Genomic DNA, 19,013 nt, shown 5'->3' on the forward strand with positions numbered 1-19,013 from the left:
TCATGGACCTGCTCGGAGGAGCGGATCCTGATGTTGCGGTGGCTGCCGGAGCTCTCTGCCTCTACCGCATTGCCCCACTCCTGCCGCGGAGCGGGACGGGACTGCCGCAGTGGGAGATCGCCGAGGCGGACTGGGCTGACCTTCGCACCCTGCCTCAGCAGATCGACAGGATCGTTCGCAGTCTTCGCGAGGGGTTGAGCTCGGCCTCGGCCGAGACGGACGACGAGGCCCTGGGGGAGCTGCACGAAATGGCTTCCGAAATGATCCTCAGGTACACGGATGTCGACCCGCTGGATCAGGTCGAATGGGCCGACTGGTGCTCCACGCTGGCCCTCGACATCCATCAGCAGTTGGACGAGTTGCTGGATGACTCCGACCAGGAGGCGGGGCCGAGATTCTTCCCGGCTGGTACCGAGCCCGAACTGACCTTTCTGCAGGCGCTCGAACTCGAGGACCAGATTCGCATCCTGAAGGGGCTGTCGGAGGGATCCCGAGGCCAGCAGGCGGTCATCCGGAGAGCTGAGGACGGGCGAACTCGCGTGAGGGAGGCGCTGTCCCGACTCGTATAGCCGACGCGATCCGGCGTCGCTGAATTCGCGACAGCGGTGTGAAGCCCCGCCAGGCGTGTCCTGGCGGGGCTTCTGCATGGAGGGCGGAGGGGGGTCCGCATATCCGGTCACTGGAGATGGACCGTGGAAATCAAAGGCCCCAGGATTACCGGGGGCGGTTACTTTGCCCCACCCGCGTCCCCCTCCGCGGTGCGCGGCCCCTGGATCTCCAAGCGGCCGTTGCTCTGCTGGGGGTTGTCGGACGGCTGGGGGGTGTTCTGGCCGTTGAGGTTGTTGCGGACCGAGTCGAGGATGGTGAGGCCCTGGGCTACCAGGCCGGCGGCTATTTCGCCGAGGCCGTCGGCGCCGTTCAAGACGTTTACGTTGGCGCCCGCCAGGCCGCCTGCGGCTTCCTTGACGATCTGGGGGAGCTGGTCGATCAGCATCCGGTCCAGCGCGACCCGGTCGTGCGAGGCCGCGGCCTCCGCCTGGATCTTCATGCGCTCGGCGTCCGCGATGGCCAGCACCCGGACCCGCTCCGCCTCCGCCTCCGCGGGCTTCACGATCTCCGCGACCAGCTCCTGCTGACGCAACTTCGCCTTGCGCAGGGCCAGTTCGGTCTGCGCTGCCAGCACCTCCTGCTGGGCGTGCGCCTGTGCCAGCGGACCGGCCTGGGCGGCCTCGGCCTGGGCGCGGTCCACCTGCGCCGAGTACTCCGCCTGGACCACCGCCGTCTGCCGGGCGTACTCCGCCTGCTTGCGGGCCGCGACCTGCTCCGCCTCGGCGGCGGCCTGGTTGGCCTGGGCCTGGGCGATCTGGGCCTGCCGCCGGATGGCCGCCTTGTGCGGGGCGGACATGGCGTCGATGTACCCGGTGTTGCCGTCGTCGATCGACTGGATCTGCAGCGAGTCCACGGTCAGGCCGATCTTCGCCATCTCCGTCTTGGAGGTGTCCAGCACCTCGGCCGCGAGCTTCTGCCGCTCGGTGACGATCTCCTCGACCGTCATGGAGCCGATGATCGCGCGCAGATGGCCCGCGAAGATCCGCCCGGTCAGCACCGACATCTGCTCCTGGTCGGAGAGGAAGCGCTGACCGGCGTTGATGATGCTCTCCGGGTCGTTGCCGACCTTGAACGCGATCACGGCGCGCACATGCAGGGCGATGCCCTGCCTGGTCACACAGGTCTCGGTGACCTCGGCCTCGCACATCGACAGCGTGAGGAAGCGGACCTTGCGGAACACGGGGAGCACGAACTTCCCGTGCCCCGTCACCACCCGGAACGGCGCGCCCCCCAGTCCCCGCCTGCCACCCGAGATCAGCATCGCCTCGTCGGGAGCGGGAACGCGGTAACCGAACATACTGCTCGTCTCCTCAGTCGACGCCGGCGGACAGTCCGCCCAGCGTGTCCAATGGATCGCCCCACGCGATGACATCGACCTCTCGGAACCCCCGTGACTCGATCACGAGTACGGTCGCCCCGCGCGGCAGCGGCTCCTGCGACCAGGCGAGGAAGGTCTCGGAGCCGCCTCTGACCCGCACGAGGATCTCGCCGGGTCCGGCGGAGCCACGCGTGCCGATGAGCAGTTCCCCCGTGCAGCCGATCACGGCTTCGTCCTGGGCCATCGTCCGGCTGCCTCCCGTCGTTTCTGGTCCTCGGGTCCGACGATAGACCTGCTGTTGACGGGCGTACACCAAGGTTTTCTCTGGCTTTTGAAGGGCCGCCGGTCATGCGAAACGGCCCGGTCCGCGCGGGGGCGGGCCGGGCCGTTTCGTGTCAGTGACTCAGAGCTTGCCGGGCGTCCGGATGCCCAGCAGCGCCATGCCCTCGTGCAGGGTGCGTGCGGTCAGGTCGACCAGGAACAGGCGGTTGGCCACCTGCGCCGGGGAGTCGGCCTTCAGCACCGGGCACTGGTCGTAGAACGTGGTCAGCAGCGAGGCGAGCTGGTAGAGGTAGGCGGCCATCTTGTGCGGCTCGCGGGCCGCGGCCACCTCCAGCACCGTCTCCGCGAACTGATCCAGGTGCAGGCCCAGCGCGCGCTCCGCCGGGGCCAGCGCCAGCTCCGGGTGGGCGGCGGGGCGGGCCTCGCCGGCCTTGCGGAGGATGGACTGGATACGGGCGTACGCGTACTGGAGGTACACCGAGGTGTCGCCGTTGAGCGAGACCATCTGGTCTAGGTCGAACTTGTAGTCCCGCACGGCCGAGGTGGACAGGTCGGCGTACTTCACGGCGCCGACGCCGACGTACCGGCCGTTCTCGACGATCTCGTCCTCGGTCAGGCCCACCTTCCCGGCCTTCTCCCGGACCACGGCGGTGGCCCGCTCGACGGCCTCGTCCAGCAGGTTCTCCAGCTTGACCGTCTCGCCCTCACGGGTCTTGAACGGCTTGCCGTCCTTGCCGAGGACCGTGCCGAAGGCCAACTGGACCGCGGTCACGTCGTCGTTCAGCCAGCCCGCCCGGCGCGCGGTCTCGAAGACCATCCGGAAGTGCAGGGCCTGCCGGGCGTCCACCACGTACAGCAGGGTGGTCGCCTTGAGGTTGAAGACGCGGTCGCGGATCGCGGAGAGGTCGGTGGCCGCGTAGCCGTAGCCGCCGTCGGACTTCTGGACGATCAGCGGGACCGGGTTGCCCTCCGGGCCCTTGATGTCGTCGAAGAACACGCACAGCGCGCCCTCGGAGCGGACCGCGACGCCGGACTCCTCCAGCAGGCGGCAGGTCTCCGCGAGCATGTCGTTGTACCCGGACTCGCCGACGATGTCGGGGTCGCGGACCTCCATGTCCAGCTTGTCGAAGACGGAGAAGAAGTAGATCTTCGACTCGTCCACGAACTTCTGCCAGATGGCGAGGGTCTTCTCGTCCCCGGCCTGGAGGTCGACCACCCGGCGCCGGGCGCGGGTCTTGAACTCCTCGTCGGAGTCGAACAGCCTGCGCGCGGTCTTGTAGAGGCGGTCCAGGTTGGACATCGCCTCCTCGCCGGACACCTCGGACTCCTTGTGGTCCAGCTCGTGCGGGTGCTCGTCCAGGTACTGGATGAGCATGCCGAACTGGGTGCCCCAGTCGCCGATGTGGTGGCGCCGGACCACGTTCTCGCCGGTGAACTCCAGCAGCCGCACCATCGCGTCGCCGATGACCGCCGAGCGCAGATGGCCGACGTGCATCTCCTTGGCCACGTTCGGCTGCGCGTAGTCGATCACCGTGGTGCCGGGGTGCGCGGCGTACGGCACTCCCAGGCGGCCGGTGTCGTCCGCGTACCGGGCGGCGAGGTTCTCGGTGATCGCCTTGTCGGCGACGGTGATGTTGAGGAAGCCGGGGCCGGAGACCTCGACGTCCGCGATCACCTCGCCGGTGACGATCCCCGCGACCACCTGCGTGGCCAGCTCGCGCGGGTTGGCCTTGGCCTTCTTGGCGAGCGCGAGGATGCCGTTGGCCTGGTAGTCGGCCCGGTCACTTCGTCGCAGCAGCGGGTCCGCACCGGCGGCCTCCGGCAGAGCGGCCGAGAGCGCGGAGGCGAGATGCTGCTGGACGGAGTCGCTGAGGGACGTGACCGAGGCCATAGGTAAGGGTGCCGTTCTCCTCGTGGGAATGGATGGTCCCGGCCAGTATCCCATGGGGGGTGTCAGGCCCTGTCGGGTTATTTGTGCGCCAGGCGTTCCGGACATCTCGGGTAGGGCGCGAAAAAGTTCGTATGTCGAACGGGTGACCTTTCCGGGTGGTCGTCGTTGGAGATGACGACGGGGTGCGGAGAACTGGGAGGGGCGCCGTGGGACGGCTGCGAGAGGTGGGGGCGCCGTACGTGGTCCCCGCGCCGACCGGTGTCACCATCCGGGACCGGCTCAAGGGGCTGAGCAGCCAGGACGAGCAGGTGTTGCGGCAGGTCGGTGACCATCTCGGGGCGCTCGCCTCCCGTGACCTGAAAGTCCGCTGCATGGCTGGGCTTGCGTTCGACGGCGATGCGTGGGCGGAGCGCAAACGTGTCCTGACCGTGGAGTCGTCTTCACGGTGGGCCGGAGCGATCACCAAGGCCACGAACGATCAGTGGGCACTCGCCCGGCGAGGTCAGCTCGCTCATGTGCGGGCGCTGGAGGCGGAGGTACGTAGGGTCGCCCGGCGGTTGGCGCTGCCCTTGCGGGCGGCCGGGGACAAGCGGGCGGCAGGAGGTTACCGATCCCGGCGGGAGTGGTTCGCCAAGTCCCGGCGGCTGCGCGTGCTCGAAGACCGGCTTCGGTCGGCCCGCGCCGACTGGCGGGCCGGTGTCGTGCATGTGGTGCGAGGCGGGAGGCGTCTGTTGAACTCCCGGCAGCACCTTGCCGCGGCGGAGCTCACCGAGCAGCGGTGGCGCGAGCGGTGGGAGGCCGGTCGGAGGTTCTTGCAAGCCGACGGAGAGACGGGCAAGCGGTTCGGGAACGAGACGATCCGCGTCACCCCGGACGGTGAGGTGAGCATCAGGCTTCCCGCCCCGCTCGCCCACCTGGCCAACGCTCCGCACGGCCGGTACGTCCTGGCCGGACGGGTGACGTTTCCTCACCGGGGCGGGCAGTGGCGCGAGCGCGTGAGCGTGAACCGGGCGGTTGCCTACCGCGTCCACGAGGACGTGGACCGCGGCCGTTGGTACCTCACCGCTTCCTGGAAACTTCCGTCCGTAGGGACCGCCCCCCTGGCCGCTGTACGAGCGGACGGCCTGGTCGGGGTGGACACCAATGCCGACCACTTCGCCGCCTGGCGTCTCGACGCCCACGGCAACCCGGTGGGCCGGCCGTTCCGCTTCGGCTACGACCTCACCGGCCCCGCGGAGCATCGTGACGCCCAGCTCCGGCACGCTCTCACCCGCCTGCTCCACTGGGCGAAGCGCCATGACGTGGCCATCGCGATCGAAGATCTGGACTTCACCGCGGAGAAGACGCGGGAGAAACACGGTGGGCGGACGCGATTCCGTGCATTGATCTCGGGCATGCCGGTGGCGCAGGTGCGCTCCCGACTGGCCGCCATGGCGGCCGAAAAGGGCATCGCCGTGATCGCCGTCGACCCCGCGTACACGTCTCGGTGGGGCGCGCAGCACTGGCGGAAGCCCCTCACCGGCAAACGCGGCAGACCTACCCGACACGATGCCGCGAGCATCGCGATCGGCAGGCGCGCCCTCGGGTTCGCGATCCGACGACGGGCGGCACCGCCCCGCGACGACCGGAGTGATCGTCGCGGGCATCGGAGTGTCCAGGTCGGCCCGGGCACCCGAGGGCGTGAGGAGACCCGCCCCCGCCTTCCCGGACCGCGGACACGATCCGCAGGCGCCGGAAGCGGAGCGAAAGCGGGCGACCAGGGTGCTCATCACCGTTCGGGGCGCCCGGCCGAGCCCGGATTCCGGCAGCGGGATTCGATGGCGCTCGGTTCCAACGGGACGGTAAAGCCGTTTTTTCGCGTGCCGGGGTGTCTGGGATTATGAGAGGAGTCCGAGCGCACGAGCGACCGCCGGACTTACAACACTCCGAACCGAAGGACGTGCCGACCGTGGCCCAGAGCCCCGAGACCACCGACTGGGTCTCCCGTTTCGCGGATGACGTCATCCAGGAGTCGGAGCGTCGGGCTCCGGGCAAACCGGTCGTCGTCGCCTCCGGGCTCTCCCCGTCCGGCCCGATCCACCTGGGCAACCTGCGCGAGGTCATGACCCCGCACCTGGTCGCCGACGAGATCCGGCGGCGCGGGCACCAGGTCAGGCACCTGATCTCCTGGGACGACTACGACCGCTACCGCAAGGTCCCGGCCGGGATCGCGGGCGTGGACGAGTCCTGGGCCGAGCACATCGGCAAGCCGCTGACCTCGGTCCCGGCGCCGGAAGGTTCCGCGTACCCGAACTGGGCCGAGCACTTCAAGGCCGCGATGACCGAGGCGCTCGCCGAGCTGGGGGTGGAGTTCGACGGGATCAGCCAGACCGCGCAGTACACCTCGGGCGTCTACCGCGAGCAGATCCTGCACGCGATGAAGCACCGCGGTGACATCGACGCGATCCTCGCCCAGTACCGCACCAAGAAGGCGCCGGGGAAGAAGCCGCAGCAGAAGGCGGTCGACGAGGCCGAGCTGGAGGCCGAGGAGGGTTCCGGCGCGGCCGCCGAGGACGACGGCAGCTCCGGTTCGGCGGGCTACTTCCCGTACAAGCCGTACTGCGGCGAGTGCGGCAAGGACCTCACCACCGTCACTTCCTACGACGACGACACCACCGAGCTGGCCTACACCTGCACCGCCTGCGGGTTCGGCGAGACGGTCCGGCTGAGCGAGTTCAACCGGGGCAAGCTGGTCTGGAAGGTCGACTGGCCGATGCGCTGGGCCTACGAGGGCGTCATCTTCGAGCCCTCCGGCGTCGACCACTCCTCGCCGGGCTCCTCCTTCCAGGTCGGCGGCCAGATCGTCGGGATCTTCGACGGCGAGCAGCCCATCGGCCCGATGTACGCCTTCGTCGGCATCTCCGGCATGGCCAAGATGTCGTCCTCGCGCGGCGGTGTGCCCACCCCGGCCGACGCGCTGAAGATCATGGAGCCGCAGCTCCTGCGCTGGCTGTACGCCCGCCGCCGCCCCAACCAGTCCTTCAAGATCGCCTTCGACCAGGAGATCCAGCGGCTCTACGACGAGTGGGACAAGCTCGCCGGCAAGGTCGCCGAGGGCTCCGCGCTCCCCGGTGACGTCGCCGCGTACACCCGCGCGGTCGGCACCGCCGCCGGTGAGCTGCCGAAGACCGCGCACCCGCTGCCGTACCGCACCCTGGCCTCGGTCGCGGACATCACCGCCGGCCACCAGGACCAGGCGCTGCGCATCCTGTCCGAGCTGGACCCGGCCAACCCGATCACCGACCTCGCCGACGCCCGCCCCCGGTACGACAAGGCCGAGGCGTGGATCAACACCTACGTCCCCGCCGACCAGCGCACCGTCGTGCGCGAGGAGCCGGACGCCGAGCTGCTGAAGTCGCTGGACGACGAGGCCCGCCAGTCGCTGCGCCTGCTGGCCGACGGGCTCGCGGACAACTGGTCCCTGGACGGCCTGACCCACCTCGTCTACGGCGTCCCGAAGGTCCGCGCCGGCTTCTCCGCCGACGCCACGCCCAAGGAACTGCCGCCGGAGATCAAGACGGCCCAGCGGACGTTCTTCGCCCTGCTGTACCACCTGCTCGTCGGCCGGGACACCGGCCCGCGCCTGCCCACGCTGCTGCTGGCGGTCGGTCAGGAGCGGGTGCGGGCCCTGCTCGGGGAGTAGGCCGCGCATACGAGGAGGGGGCGCCCGGTGTCGTACCGGGCGCCCCCTCTTCGCGTAAGCGGGGTCAGGCGATGTGGTCCTCCTCCAGCTCCGCCATGTGGCGCTGCTGGAAGCGCTCCACCAGGGCCTTCAGCCGACCAGGGTCCGGTGAATTGCCGTACGTGGCCTGGATGTTGTCGCCGAGCACCAGCGGGGTCGGGTAACTGCCGTCTATCGACTGGCGGAAGACCTGGTACAGGTCCTCCTCGTCCGGCTCTGCCGGCCCCCCGCCCTCGCCCAACTCGCGGGTGCGACCCGGGCCGACGGGTATCGGGAAGCTGCCGGTCTCCTCCGGGGAGGGCTGCTGGAACTGCTCCGGGGGCTGCTCCTCGTACCAGTCCCCGTACTGCTCCTCGGGGAAGTACTGGGGGTCCGGGCCGGGGTCGAAGGCCGGGTCGTAGCCGCCGTGGTAGTCGATGTCACGCGGGGGCGTCTGGAACCAGGGGCTGTTCTCGTCCTCGGCCTGCGACTGCTCGGCGGGGGAGGGCTGCGGCGGGGCCTGGACCGGAGCCGGAGCCGGCACGGGCGCCGCCTGGAGCGCGGCCGGGGCCGGCTGGGGGAGTGCCGGTTCGGGCGCCGGGGGCAGCAGTACGGGTTCGATGCCCGCCGCCGCGAGGCCCGCCGGGGCGGTCTCCGCGAGCGGGACGCCGTAGCGCGCCAGGCGCAGTGGCATCAGGGACTCCACCGGGGCCTTGCGGCGCCAGGCGCGGCCGAAGCGGGAGCGCAGCCGGGCCTGGTAGACGAGACGTTCCTGCTCCAGCTTGATGACCTGCTCGTAGGAGCGCAGCTCCCACAGCTTCATCCGCCGCCACAGCAGGAAGGTGGGCAGCGGGGAGAGCATCCAGCGGGTGAGCCGGACGCCCTCCATGTGCTTGTCGGCGGTGATGTCCGCGATCCGGCCGACCGCGTGCCGGGCCGCCTCCACGGAGACCACGAACAGGATCGGGATCACCGCGTGCATGCCGGTGCCCAGCGGGTCCGGCCAGGCGGCGGCGCCGTTGAAGGCGATCGTCGCGGCCGTGAGCAGCCAGGCCGTCTGACGCAGCATCGGGAAGGGGATGCGCATCCAGGTCAGCAGCAGGTCGAGCGCGAGCAGGACGCAGATGCCCGCGTCGATGCCGACCGGGAACACGTACGAGAAGTTCCCGAACCCCTTCTTCAGGGCCAGCTCCCGGACGGCCGCGTACGAACCGGCGAAGCCGATACCGGCGATGACCAGCGCGCCGGTGACGACCACGCCGATCAGAACGCGGTGCATCCGAGTCAACTGCATTGGCGCGGCCACTCGTACTCCCCTCCCTTGCGTGTTGTTGCGCGCAACAGAGTGGCACAGGTGTGCGCCGAACGTGGTGTCGGTCAGCCCTTCTTGGGGGCGGCGGAGGACGCCGAGCCCTTGGGGGAGGGGGACTTGGAGGCGCCCTTGGAGGGGCTGGCCGAGGGCGAACTGCCTTCCCCGTCACGGCCGTTGGCGCTGGCCACCGCCGTGACGGCCTCCTTGGCCGCCTTCTTGGCGCCCGCCGTGAGGTCGTCCGCGTCCGGCGTCTTGTCGCCCGCGAGACCGGCGCCGTTGTAGTCGAGGGTGATCACGACGTTCTCCACGCGCGCGACCACCGTCTGCTGCTTGAAGGCGCCTTCCTTCTTCTTCAGGTCGTAGTGCACCGCGGTCGCCTCGTCGCCGGTGCCGCCGAGCGCCTCCGTCTTGACGTTCTTCGCGCCCGAGGCGGCCTTGGCGTCCTGGACCTGGCGCGTGTAGTACGCGTGCGCCTGGTCGTTGCCGCTGCCGCGCGAGGTGTCGGAGTCGAAGCGCAGCAGGGAGACGTTCAGCCAGCGGAACTGGGAGCCCTTGACGCCGTTGTTGTCCAGGCTGGTCCAGGAGCAGGAGGAGCGGTTCGCGGTCTCGTCGCTCGACCCCTTCTTGCCGTCCGTGTCCGCCTCCGGGACCAGGTCGCCCAGGGTCTTCTCGGGCAGCACCTTGCACGGCTCGGGCAGCTTGCGGAACACCGACGCCTGCACGGTGGGGGAGGGCTTCGCCGAGGGCTGCTCGGAGCCGCTGCCGCCGGACGGCTTGGCCGAGGCGCCCGCCTTGCCCGGGGCGTCGCCGGAGTCCGAGGAACAGGCCGCGGTGATCAGTACCGCGGGAACGGCTGCCGCGCACACCAGGGCACGGCTCAGACGCGTGGCACGCGGTCCACGCTGGGCACGGTCGTCTCGCTGGGCTGCTCGCTGCATGGTTCCTTCACTCGTGACGCTCGGTGTTCATGCGGGTTCCTGCGGGGCCACCGTACGCGGTACGCGCGGCTCGCGGTCGCCGGTCGAGCGCCTTCGGCGAGGGGGCCGGGGGCGGGCGAGGGGGCGTCAGCCGTCCAGCACGTCGGCCAGTTGAGAGGCCAGATCGCGTGCCCTGTCCTGCATTTCCTTGCTGTCCGGGACCGCGCCGACGGCCATCGGCTGCTCCTCGTAGTCGAGGGTGACGACCACGTTGGACGTGCGGAACACCACAGTCACCGTCCGGGGTTCGGCGGTCGAACCGGACGAGCCGAGCTGGTCGTCCAGGTACGCCTCGTCACCGAGGTCGGGCAGGACGCGGGGCTGGAGGTCGGTGGGCGCGGCGCTGCCGGCGCCGCCGGCCTCCGGGTCGGTGGAGGCGTCCGCGGAGGGGCTGCCGGAGGGGCTGTCGCTCGGGCTGGTGCTGGTGCTCGGGGAGGCCGGCGCGGAGGGGGAGGGCACGGAGAGGTCGGCGGCCTTGGCCATGCCCTGGAACAGCTTCTGCGCCTGGGTGTCGTCGCTGACCGCGCCGTCGTACGACACCACGCGCTCGAAGTCGACCGAGAGGCGGTCGGTGGCGAGGGTGGACTCCACCTTCCAACGGCAGCCCACCTTGCGGTCGGTGTCGTAGGTCAGCGCGGGCACGCCCCGGTACGCCTTGTCGCGCTGGTCGGGGTCGGTGAGCTGTTGGATGCCGGGGAGCAGGGTGCCGAGGGTGTCGTGGCCGACGGCGCCGCAGGGCTCGGGCAGGGTGCGGTACCGGCCGGGCTGGGCGGCGGCCGGGGCGGAGGCGGCGTCACCGGGGTTGGCGTCGTCGGTGGGCGTACCGCCGCCGGAGCCCGAGCTGCAGCCTGCCAGCAGGGCCGCGAGGAGGGCGGCGGTGCCGGTGATGTACGCCTTCCGCTGCACGGTCGGGCTCCTTAAGGACGGTGTGCGACCCGACGGCGGTGCCCGGTCGATGCTCCAGTGTCCCCGCTGGTTAATCGCTTGCCGCGGCGGGGCGCCTGCTGGACACAATGTGTATCGCACGCACCGCGGTGGTCGCCGGTCCCCTGTCCCATTTCACCGGCCCTGGCGCCGCTTTTGCGTTCTGCCGGTTCGGGTGACTTCCGTGAGCAATGACACCTGCCTGGCGTTTCTTTCTACTCTGGGGGATTGATCTGTCATGTCGTACGTGGAGATACCGGGCGCCCGCGTCCCGGTGCGGATGTGGACCGACCCGGCCACCGTGGAGGACGGCGCGCTGCGCCAGCTCCAGAACGTGGCCACGCTGCCCTGGATCGAGGGGCTCGCCGTGATGCCGGACGTGCACTACGGCAAGGGTGCGACGGTCGGCTCGGTCATCGCCATGCGCGACGCGGTCTGTCCGGCGGCGGTGGGCGTCGACATCGGCTGCGGCATGTCCGCGGTCAAGACCTCCCTCACCGCCAACGACCTCCCCGGCGACCTCACCCGCCTCCGCTCCCGCATCGAACAGGCCATCCCGGTCGGCCGGGGCATGCACACGACCGCCCTCGACCCGTCCCGCTTCCACGCCCTCCCGACCTCGGGGTGGGACGCGTTCTGGTCCCGCTTCGACACCGTCGCCCAGCCGGTCCACTTCCGCCGGGAACGGGCGGCACTGCAGATGGGGACGCTGGGCAGCGGCAACCACCTGATCGAATGCTGCACCGACACCGAGGGCGCGGTCTGGCTCATGCTGCACTCCGGCTCCCGCAACATCGGCAAGGAACTCGCCGAGCACCACATCGGCGTCGCCCAGAAGCTTCCGCACAACCAGGGTCTGGTCGACCGCGACCTCGCGGTGTTCGTCTCGGACACCCCGCAGATGGCCGCGTACCGGAACGACCTCTACTGGGCGCAGGAGTACGCGAAGTACAACCGCACCCTGATGATGGCGCTCCTGAAGGACGTCATCCGCAAGGAGTTCAAGAAGGCGAAGCCGGTCTTCGAGCCGGAGATCTCCTGCCACCACAACTACGTGGCGGAGGAGCGGTACGACGGTATGGACCTGCTCGTGACCCGCAAGGGCGCGATCCGGGCCGGCTCCGGTGAGTTCGGGATCATTCCGGGCTCGATGGGGACCAGTTCGTACGTCGTGAAGGGGCTCGGCAACGAGAAGTCCTTCAACTCGGCCTCGCACGGCGCCGGCCGGCGGATGAGCCGGTCCGCCGCGAAGCGCCGGTTCACTGTGCGGGACCTGGAGGCCCAGACGCGGGGCGTCGAGTGCCGCAAGGACGCGGGTGTCCTGGACGAGATCCCGGCCGCCTACAAGGACATCGACCAGGTGATGGCCCAGCAGACGGACCTCGTCGAGGTCGTCGCCAAGCTGAAGCAGTTCGTCTGCGTGAAGGGCTGACCGTCAGGCCGGCAGGGGGACTTGGCCGGTGCGGAGGCGCCAGAGGCGCAGGTGGCAGCTCTGCGTCGTCCGGCCCAGCGCTTCGGCGGCCGCCGTGGGCGAGTTGATGCTCAGCAGGACGCGGTCCTCGTCGGGGCTCCAGCGGCGCGGGGTGTACGCGGCCCGCATGCCCGCCGGCCGCGCCCACGCGGCGACGGACTGGGCAGCCGTCCGTTTGCGGTCGAGAGCCAGGCAGTCCGGGTAATACAGGGCGGCGGCCAGCCGCTGGGCCGCCTCGTTCGTCCAGAGGACGTTGTACATGCCGTCCCGCGCGTTGCGCCGGACGGTGCGCTCCACTCCCGTCGTCTCGGCGCCGTAGTCGCACACGTATGCGGCGATGGCTGTGCTGGCCGTCGTCAGGCTGAGGAACGGGTGCCCCTTCCCGGTGAAGCCGACCGATCCGTCCCCGTCGATCAGCCCCCTCACATAGTCGTGCCGGGAGAACTCGGCGCGGGGCGGAGCGATCGTCCCCGATTTCCTGCCGTACGGCAGGCCGAGCGCGTTGAGCTTCGTCCGGGCTTCGAGGGCGTACAGGGTCCAGGTGACTGAGGTGTGCGTCGCGGCGAAGTCGGTGGACCGGGTGCGCTCGGTGATGCGGCTCCGGTACGGGGTCAGTTCCACGAAGGCGCGGAGGATCGCGGCGTCGCGCAGGCCGAGTTCGACGGACAGGGCGCCCTTCGCGAGGTGCCCGTCCGCCTGTAGGAAGCCGAACATGTAGGCGTACTCGGGGGCCGTCAGGTCCATGAACCGGTGGCGGTCCTGCTCGCGGAAAGCCACAGGGGAACCTCTACTTCCTCGCGTCACGTCGATCGTTGGACGTGAGGCTAGGGCGCCAGTTCGCCTGTTGGGCGAGCGATCGAAGAGGTTCCCTCGTGTGAGTTACCCGGTCAGTCGCCTTCGAACAGGCGGCTCACAGTTCCCGGTGGACCTTGGTGTTGGATGCCTGGGCTCGGGGGCGGAGGACCATGAGGTCGATGTTGACGTGGCTGGGGCGGGTCACGGCCCAGGTGATGGAGTCGGCCACGTCGTCGGCGGTGAGGGGGGACGCCACGCCCTCGTAGACCTTGGCGGCCTTTTCCTCGTCGCCGGCGAAGCGGGTGAGGGCGAATTCGTCGGTCTTGACCATGCCGGGGGCGATCTCGAGGACGCGGACCGGCTTGCCGACGATCTCCAGGCGGAGGGTCTCGGCGAGGACGTGCTCGGCGTGCTTGGCGGCGACGTAGCCCGCGCCGCCCTCGTAGGTGGAGAGGCCGGCGGTGGAGGAGACGACGACCACCGTGCCGTCGCCGCTCGCCTCCAGCTTGGGCAGCAGGGCCTGGGTGAGGTTGAGGGTGCCGAGGACGTTCGTCTCGTACATCGTGCGCCAGTGCTCGGGGTCGGCGCTGGCCACCGGGTCCGCGCCGAGCGCGCCGCCCGCGTTGTTGACCAGGACGCCGATCGTGCGGAACGCCCCGGCGAACTCGTCCACCGCCGCCCGGTCCGTCACGTCCAGCGGGTACGCGGTCGCCGAGTGGCCCGCCTCGGTCAGCTCCTTCGCCAGCGCCTCGATACGGTCCGCCCGGCGCGCGGTCAGCACCACCCGGTACCCGGCCTCGGCGAGCCGCCGCGCGGTGGCCGCGCCGATACCGCTGCTCGCGCCCGTGACGACGGCGATACGGGACGCGGCGGAGGGGGCGCTGGCCATGGGCTGCTCCTGGGAGAGAGATCGCGGACTCGCGTCCAGCCTAGGTCAGCCTCAGCCGCCGTTCCTCGGGGCCCACATGATCACGGCCATGCCGGCCAGGCAGATCAGGGCGCCGGTGATGTCGAAGCGGTCCGGGCGGTAGCCGTCCGCGACCACGCCCCACAGGATCGACCCGGCGACGAAGATGCCGCCGTACGCCGCGAGGATGCGGCCGAAGTGGGCGTCCGGCTGGAAGGTGGCGACGAACCCGTACGCGCCCAGCGCCAGCACCCCGCCGGTCATCCACAGCCAGCCCCGGTGCTCGCGCACGCCCTGCCAGACCAGCCACGCGCCACCGATCTCGAAGAGGGCGGCGACGACGAAGAGGGCGGCGGAGCGCACGATCAGCATGGGAGAAGCCTGGCACGCGCCCCGCGTTCACCTGTTGGAGGGCGCCTGCGCCCCGGCTCGCGTGGCATACATCGGGTGGGCGGAACGGTGACGGAAACGGGAGTGGTCGGCGTGCGCGTACGGACGAGGGCATGGCTGCTGCTGGTCGGCTGCGCGGGCGGGGTGCTGTGGGCGGGGGGCCCGGCCCAGGCGACGGGCCGACCCGCCTCCGCCTCCCCGGCACCCGGCCCCGGCCGGACGGCGGCCGCACCCGGCGTCGGCTCCGCGTCCGTTCCCCCGGCGCACACCGGCCCCACCCCCCCCGCCGACCTCGCCTTCCACGGTCACGCCGTGATCGACGGTGACCGCATGGAGGTCCGGCTCACCCCCCGTGACCACGGGCCCGCCGCCGTGGCGGAGGCGAGTGTGCGGGTGCGGTGGTCGGTGGGGCCGGCCGGGGCGGTGACGGTGTCGCCGGGGTGTGCGCGGAGCGGGGAGCGGACGGTGGTGTGCGGGACCGGTGCGCTGGTCGCGGGGCAGGCGGGGGAGGAGATCCGGCTGGGGGTCCGGCTGCGGGTGCCCGCGCCGGAGGTGACCCTGGAGGTGGAGACCGCGTGGAACGGCGGGGTCACCGACCCCGACCGCAGCAACGACCGGCTGCGGGTGCTGGTCCTGCCCACCGGCGACGAGTACTCGTTCTGACCCGCGACGCGAGGAGGCCGGCATGGCCGGGAACGACAGCGCGCGGCCCCGGCTGCTCGCGGAGCTGGACGCGGTGTCCCGCCGCTACATCGCCTCGTACGCCCTGTTCAACCAGGCCGTCGCCGACCGCATCGGTCTGCACCCCACCGACCTGCAGTGCCTGAACCTGCTCACCCTGGAGCCCGAGCCGGTCACCACCGGCCATGTCGCCGCGCTGACCGGCCTCACCACCGGCTCCGCGACCCGCCTGGTGGACCGGCTGGAGCGCGCCGGGTACGTCGTACGGCGCCGGGACGCGGGCGACCGGCGCCGGGTGCTGGTCATCCCCGTACCGGAGAAGATCGCGGAGTTCCGGCAGGTGTGGGAGGAGCTGTCCGGGGACTGGTCGCGCATCTTCGGGGAGCTGGACGACACCGAACTCGCCGTGATCATCGGGCACATGCAGCGCACCGTGGAGTTCACCGGGGAGCGGATCGCCCGGCTGCGCGAGGGCCGGGACGCCGAGGGCGCGGGGTGAGAGCCGGGTAAAAAGGGCGCCCCCGGAACCCCGGGCCCCGGCCGGAGCGCCGCCGCCCTTGGCAGACTGGTGCCGTGCCCCAGACCGTGCCCCACCCCACGCCCCCCACCGTGCTCCTCGCCGAGGACGACCGCGCCATCCGCCACGCCCTGGAGCGGGCCCTGACCCTGGAGGGCTACGCGGTGACGGCGGTCGCCGACGGCGTCGAGGCGCTGGCGCAGGCCCACCGCACCCCGCCGGACGTGCTGCTGCTGGACGTGATGATGCCCGGCATCGACGGCCTCCAGGTCTGCCGGGTGCTGCGCGCCGAGGGCGACCGCACCCCGATCCTGATGCTCACCGCGCTGGTGGAGACCGCCGACCGCATCGCGGGCCTGGACGCGGGCGCCGACGACTACGTGGTCAAGCCCTTCGACGTCGAGGAGGTCTTCGCCCGCCTGCGCGCCCTGCTGCGCCGTACGAGCCCCGCCCCCGTCGGCGAGCCCGGCCCGGCGCGGGACGCGCAGCTCTCCGACCGGCAGATCGAGGGCGCGGGCATCCGCATGGACCTCCAGGCCCGCCGCGCCTGGCGCGCGGAACGCGAACTGGAGCTGACCCGCACCGAGTTCGAGCTGCTGGAGCTGCTGGTGCGCAACGCGGGCATCGTGCTCGACCACGCCACCATCTACGACCGCATCTGGGGCTACGACTTCGGCCCCGGTTCCAAGAACCTCGCCGTCTACGTCGGCTATCTGCGCCGCAAGCTGGACGCCCCCGGCGCCCCGCAGCTCATCCACACCGTGCGCGGTGTGGGGTACGTGCTGCGGGAGGAGTAGTGGGCCGCACCTGGCGGCTGCCGGGCGGGTCCCGTACCGGGCTGCGCTCGCTGCGCACCACGTTCGCCGTGTCGTTCGCGGCCGTCACCGCCGCCGTCACGATCCTGGTCGGCATCCTGTCGTACGGCTCGGCCGCGCGGCTGGTCCGGGTGGACCAGCAGTCGGTGTTCACGCAGGTCGTACGGGATGTGCGGGCCGAGGTGCGGCAGCATCCCATGACCCCGGACGACTTCTCCTCCGCCCGGCCCGGCCACGACCTGGTGCGGCCCGCCCGTACGGACGTACAGGTGCTCGGGCCGGGCGGCGAGGTCGTGGACCACGGCAGTCCCGGCCTGCCCGTCACCGCCCGCGACCGCGAGGTGGCGGGCGCGCCCGGCGCGGGGGAACTGGCCGAGCACAAGGACGTACGGGTCGGTGAGGACCTCTTCCGGGTCGCCACCGTCTCGCTCGGCCGGGGGCGGGGCGCGGTGCAGGTGGCGCAGGAGTTCAGCGACACCGAGGACCTGCTGCGCGCCCTCCAGCGGCGCACGCTGATCCTGATGGCGGCCGTGGTGGTCGGCGCGGGGCTGTTCGGCTGGTGGCTGGCCCGCCGGATCACCCGGCGGCTGGTGCTGCTGACCTCCGCCGCCGAGGACGTGGCCCGCACCCGCCGCCTGGGCATCCAGGTGCCGGTCACCGGGCCGGACGAGGTGGGGCGCCTGGGCCGCGCCTTCGACCGGATGCTGGGCCGGCTCGCCCAGTCCGAGGAGGACCAGCGGCGGCTGGTGCAGGACGCGGGCCACGAGCTGCGCACCCCGCTGACCTCGCTGCGGACGAACATCTCGCTGCTGCGCCGGATCGACGAGCTGTCGCCGGAGACGCGGGAGGACCTGGTGGCCGACCTCACGCTGGAGGCGCGGGAGCTGACGGACCTGGTCAACGAGCTGGTGGACCTCGCCGCCGGGCAGTCCGACTCCGAGCCGCCGCAGCGGGTGGACCTCGCGGACGTCGCGGAGGACGTGGTGGGGCTGGCCGGGCGCCGTACCGGGCGGCGGATCGTGCTGGCGGTGAGCGGGGACACGTACGCGGAGGGCCGTCCCCTGCTGCTCCAGCGGGCGCTGTCGAACCTGGTGGAGAACGCGGCCAAGTTCGACCGGGAGGGGACGGAGCCCATCGAGGTGCGGGTGGCCGGGGCGGCGGCGGGCACGGTCCGGGTGGAGGTCCTGGACCGGGGGCCGGGCATCGCCGAGGGCGACCTGCTGCGCATCTTCGACCGCTTCTACCGGGCGGCGGACGCGCGCTCCCAGCCCGGCTCGGGGCTCGGGCTGTCCATCGTCCGGGAGATCGCGATGTCCCACGGCGGGGCGCCGTTCGCCTACCGCAGGGAGGGCGGGGGCGCGGTGATCGGGTTCACGGTGGGCGGGGGAGGGGTCCCTTCCGAGATCTAGGGCCGCTCGTCCTCGGGGCCCCGGCGGGCCGCGGAGAGGGTCCAGGCCAGGTTGCCGACCGCCGCTCCGGCCGCGACCACGGCGACGATCACCCCGCCGGTGGTCAGGCCGTCGCTGAACAGATGCGGGCGCTGGTCGAGGCTGTGCAGGCCGAAGCCGCACAGTTCGTAGACGCCGACGGCCGCGACGGTGAGGCTGACGAAGAGCAGGGTGAGGGTGGGTTTCAGGTCCCGCACATCGACGACCGGCGTCGACGCGGTCCGCGCCGGTTCGGTCTCGGATCGTGTCTGGTGCATGTCTCCCCGATGAACTGGCTTGTGGCTGGGGGCGGTTGAGAACCTACGATACGTAGGCCCGCCCCGGTGCGGGCGTGATTGCCGTGCGGTTGCTCCCCTGGTGTGGACAACGACGGCCGGCCCCTCCGGGCGACGGCTCTGGCGTCCGGACTGGCGAGCGAGGCCGTATACGGCCCCTTCCATCATGGCCGACGGCTCAGTGCCGCAGCGCCGTCCCCACGTCGGCCCGTATGTCGCCGGACAGCTCGCGGTGGCTGCGGGCGGTGGCCCGGCCGGTCGCGCCGGCCGCGACGTCATTGACGTTCACGATCACCGTGTCCTGCAGATCGCCCTTGCTGTCACGGAAGTTGACCTGCACGGTGAAGGACTTCTGCTCGCCGGTGGTGTTCTTCGCGGACACCTCGGCCGTGGGTACCTTGTCCTTGCCGGTGGTGACCTTTCCCACCGAAACGTCCTTCTTCGCGTCCACCCCGCCCTTGACCTGGTCCAGCTTCCGCTTGGCCTCCGCCGTGGCCGAGGCCACCGTGCCGGAGGCGCGCGAGGCGAGGGAGGAGGCGGCCGAGGCGGCCTTGCTGGCCTGGCCGGAGGGGCTGTTGCCGTCCGAGCAGCCGGTCACCGCGATCCCGAGCGCCACCATCAGGGCCGTACCGACCGCCCGCCGTGTCCCGCACCCAGCCATGCCAGCCTCCCGAATCCGGATGCCCCCAGTGAAGGCGGGG

19 protein-coding genes are annotated in these 19,013 nt (G+C 71.3%); 8 read left to right on the forward strand and 11 right to left on the reverse strand.

All coding sequences use genetic code 11. The features are described 5' to 3' along the window. Positions 1-2: 2 nt before the first annotated feature. The gene (locus E5083_RS00115; RefSeq protein WP_135783572.1) at positions 3-569 is read left to right on the forward strand and encodes a hypothetical protein; all 567 of its coding nucleotides are present in this window, start codon (positions 3-5) and stop codon (positions 567-569) included. Between the two features lie 158 nt (positions 570-727). Here the strand turns inward: E5083_RS00115 and E5083_RS00120 are convergent, their stop codons facing one another. From E5083_RS00120 to argS, 3 genes are all read right to left on the reverse strand, one after another. After that, complete coding sequence (locus E5083_RS00120; RefSeq protein WP_135783573.1) at positions 728-1,906, reverse strand: flotillin family protein; 1,179 nt, start codon at positions 1,904-1,906, stop codon at positions 728-730. Positions 1,907-1,919: 13 nt separating this feature from the next. Next, on the reverse strand, positions 1,920-2,171 hold the full coding sequence (locus E5083_RS00125) for a hypothetical protein (protein WP_031183183.1): 252 nt from the start codon (positions 2,169-2,171) through the stop codon (positions 1,920-1,922). Positions 2,172-2,330: 159 nt separating this feature from the next. Further along, positions 2,331-4,100, reverse strand: a complete 1,770-nt coding sequence (gene argS, locus E5083_RS00130) for an arginine--tRNA ligase (protein ID WP_135783574.1) — start codon at positions 4,098-4,100, stop codon at positions 2,331-2,333. Positions 4,101-4,306: 206 nt separating this feature from the next. Here argS and E5083_RS00135 point away from each other — a divergent pair, with 206 nt between their 5' ends. Then, on the forward strand, positions 4,307-5,983 hold the full coding sequence (locus tag E5083_RS00135; protein ID WP_135783575.1) for an IS200/IS605 family accessory protein TnpB-related protein: 1,677 nt from the start codon (positions 4,307-4,309) through the stop codon (positions 5,981-5,983). A 56-nt stretch (positions 5,984-6,039) separates the two neighbouring features. Beyond that, positions 6,040-7,782, forward strand: a complete 1,743-nt coding sequence (lysS, locus tag E5083_RS00140) for a lysine--tRNA ligase (protein ID WP_135783576.1) — start codon at positions 6,040-6,042, stop codon at positions 7,780-7,782. A gap of 64 nt (positions 7,783-7,846) precedes the next feature. Here lysS and E5083_RS00145 read toward each other — a convergent pair whose 3' ends face one another. From E5083_RS00145 to E5083_RS00155, 3 genes are all read right to left on the reverse strand, one after another. After that, positions 7,847-9,079 carry a DUF2637 domain-containing protein gene (locus E5083_RS00145; RefSeq protein WP_135783577.1) on the reverse strand — a complete coding sequence of 411 codons (1,233 nt, stop codon included), beginning with the start codon at positions 9,077-9,079 and terminating at the stop codon, positions 7,847-7,849. A gap of 98 nt (positions 9,080-9,177) precedes the next feature. Then, positions 9,178-10,050: a DUF3558 family protein gene (locus tag E5083_RS00150; protein WP_208753890.1), complete on the reverse strand. Its 873-nt coding sequence runs from the start codon at positions 10,048-10,050 to the stop codon at positions 9,178-9,180. Positions 10,051-10,176: 126 nt separating this feature from the next. Then, entirely contained in the window at positions 10,177-10,995 is an 819-nt protein-coding gene (locus E5083_RS00155) for a DUF3558 domain-containing protein (protein ID WP_135783578.1), read from the reverse strand. Between the two features lie 256 nt (positions 10,996-11,251). Between E5083_RS00155 and E5083_RS00160 the strand changes: the two genes are divergently transcribed. Next, positions 11,252-12,445 (forward strand): RtcB family protein, encoded by a 1,194-nt coding sequence (locus E5083_RS00160; RefSeq protein WP_135783579.1) that lies wholly within the window; start codon positions 11,252-11,254, stop codon positions 12,443-12,445. Positions 12,446-12,448: 3 nt separating this feature from the next. Here the strand turns inward: E5083_RS00160 and E5083_RS00165 are convergent, their stop codons facing one another. The 3 genes from E5083_RS00165 to E5083_RS00175 form a co-directional block, all read right to left on the reverse strand. Continuing rightward, positions 12,449-13,261: an LAGLIDADG family homing endonuclease gene (locus E5083_RS00165; protein WP_244317339.1), complete on the reverse strand. Its 813-nt coding sequence runs from the start codon at positions 13,259-13,261 to the stop codon at positions 12,449-12,451. Positions 13,262-13,394: 133 nt separating this feature from the next. Beyond that, positions 13,395-14,168 carry an SDR family NAD(P)-dependent oxidoreductase gene (locus E5083_RS00170; protein ID WP_135783580.1) on the reverse strand — a complete coding sequence of 258 codons (774 nt, stop codon included), beginning with the start codon at positions 14,166-14,168 and terminating at the stop codon, positions 13,395-13,397. Between the two features lie 51 nt (positions 14,169-14,219). Further along, complete coding sequence (locus tag E5083_RS00175; protein ID WP_135783581.1) at positions 14,220-14,558, reverse strand: YnfA family protein; 339 nt, start codon at positions 14,556-14,558, stop codon at positions 14,220-14,222. Between the two features lie 111 nt (positions 14,559-14,669). Here E5083_RS00175 and E5083_RS31580 point away from each other — a divergent pair, with 111 nt between their 5' ends. The 4 genes from E5083_RS31580 (at position 14,670) to E5083_RS00195 (ending at position 17,998) form a co-directional block, all read left to right on the forward strand. Next, positions 14,670-15,239 (forward strand): hypothetical protein, encoded by a 570-nt coding sequence (locus tag E5083_RS31580; protein WP_244317340.1) that lies wholly within the window; start codon positions 14,670-14,672, stop codon positions 15,237-15,239. 22 nt (positions 15,240-15,261) lie between these two features. After that, the gene (locus tag E5083_RS00185; protein WP_135783582.1) at positions 15,262-15,756 is read left to right on the forward strand and encodes a MarR family winged helix-turn-helix transcriptional regulator; all 495 of its coding nucleotides are present in this window, start codon (positions 15,262-15,264) and stop codon (positions 15,754-15,756) included. Between the two features lie 110 nt (positions 15,757-15,866). Then, positions 15,867-16,571 carry a response regulator transcription factor gene (locus tag E5083_RS00190; RefSeq protein WP_135784364.1) on the forward strand — a complete coding sequence of 235 codons (705 nt, stop codon included), beginning with the start codon at positions 15,867-15,869 and terminating at the stop codon, positions 16,569-16,571. After that, positions 16,571-17,998 (forward strand): sensor histidine kinase, encoded by a 1,428-nt coding sequence (locus E5083_RS00195; RefSeq protein WP_135783583.1) that lies wholly within the window; start codon positions 16,571-16,573, stop codon positions 17,996-17,998. The genes E5083_RS00190 and E5083_RS00195 overlap by 1 nt, the downstream gene beginning before the upstream one ends. Here the strand turns inward: E5083_RS00195 and E5083_RS00200 are convergent. Both E5083_RS00200 and E5083_RS00205 read right to left on the reverse strand, forming a co-directional pair. Continuing rightward, on the reverse strand, positions 17,995-18,294 hold the full coding sequence (locus E5083_RS00200; RefSeq protein WP_135783584.1) for a hypothetical protein: 300 nt from the start codon (positions 18,292-18,294) through the stop codon (positions 17,995-17,997). The two genes, E5083_RS00195 and E5083_RS00200, sit on opposite strands and share 4 nt — an antisense overlap. A 196-nt stretch (positions 18,295-18,490) precedes the next feature. Beyond that, positions 18,491-18,973, reverse strand: coding sequence for a hypothetical protein (locus tag E5083_RS00205; protein ID WP_135783585.1), 483 nt, complete (start codon positions 18,971-18,973; stop codon positions 18,491-18,493). Between the last annotated feature and the right edge of the window lie 40 nt (positions 18,974-19,013).

It is taken from the genome of Streptomyces bauhiniae (genome assembly GCF_004784475.1).
GTDB classification, from domain to species: domain Bacteria; phylum Actinomycetota; class Actinomycetes; order Streptomycetales; family Streptomycetaceae; genus Streptomyces; species Streptomyces seoulensis.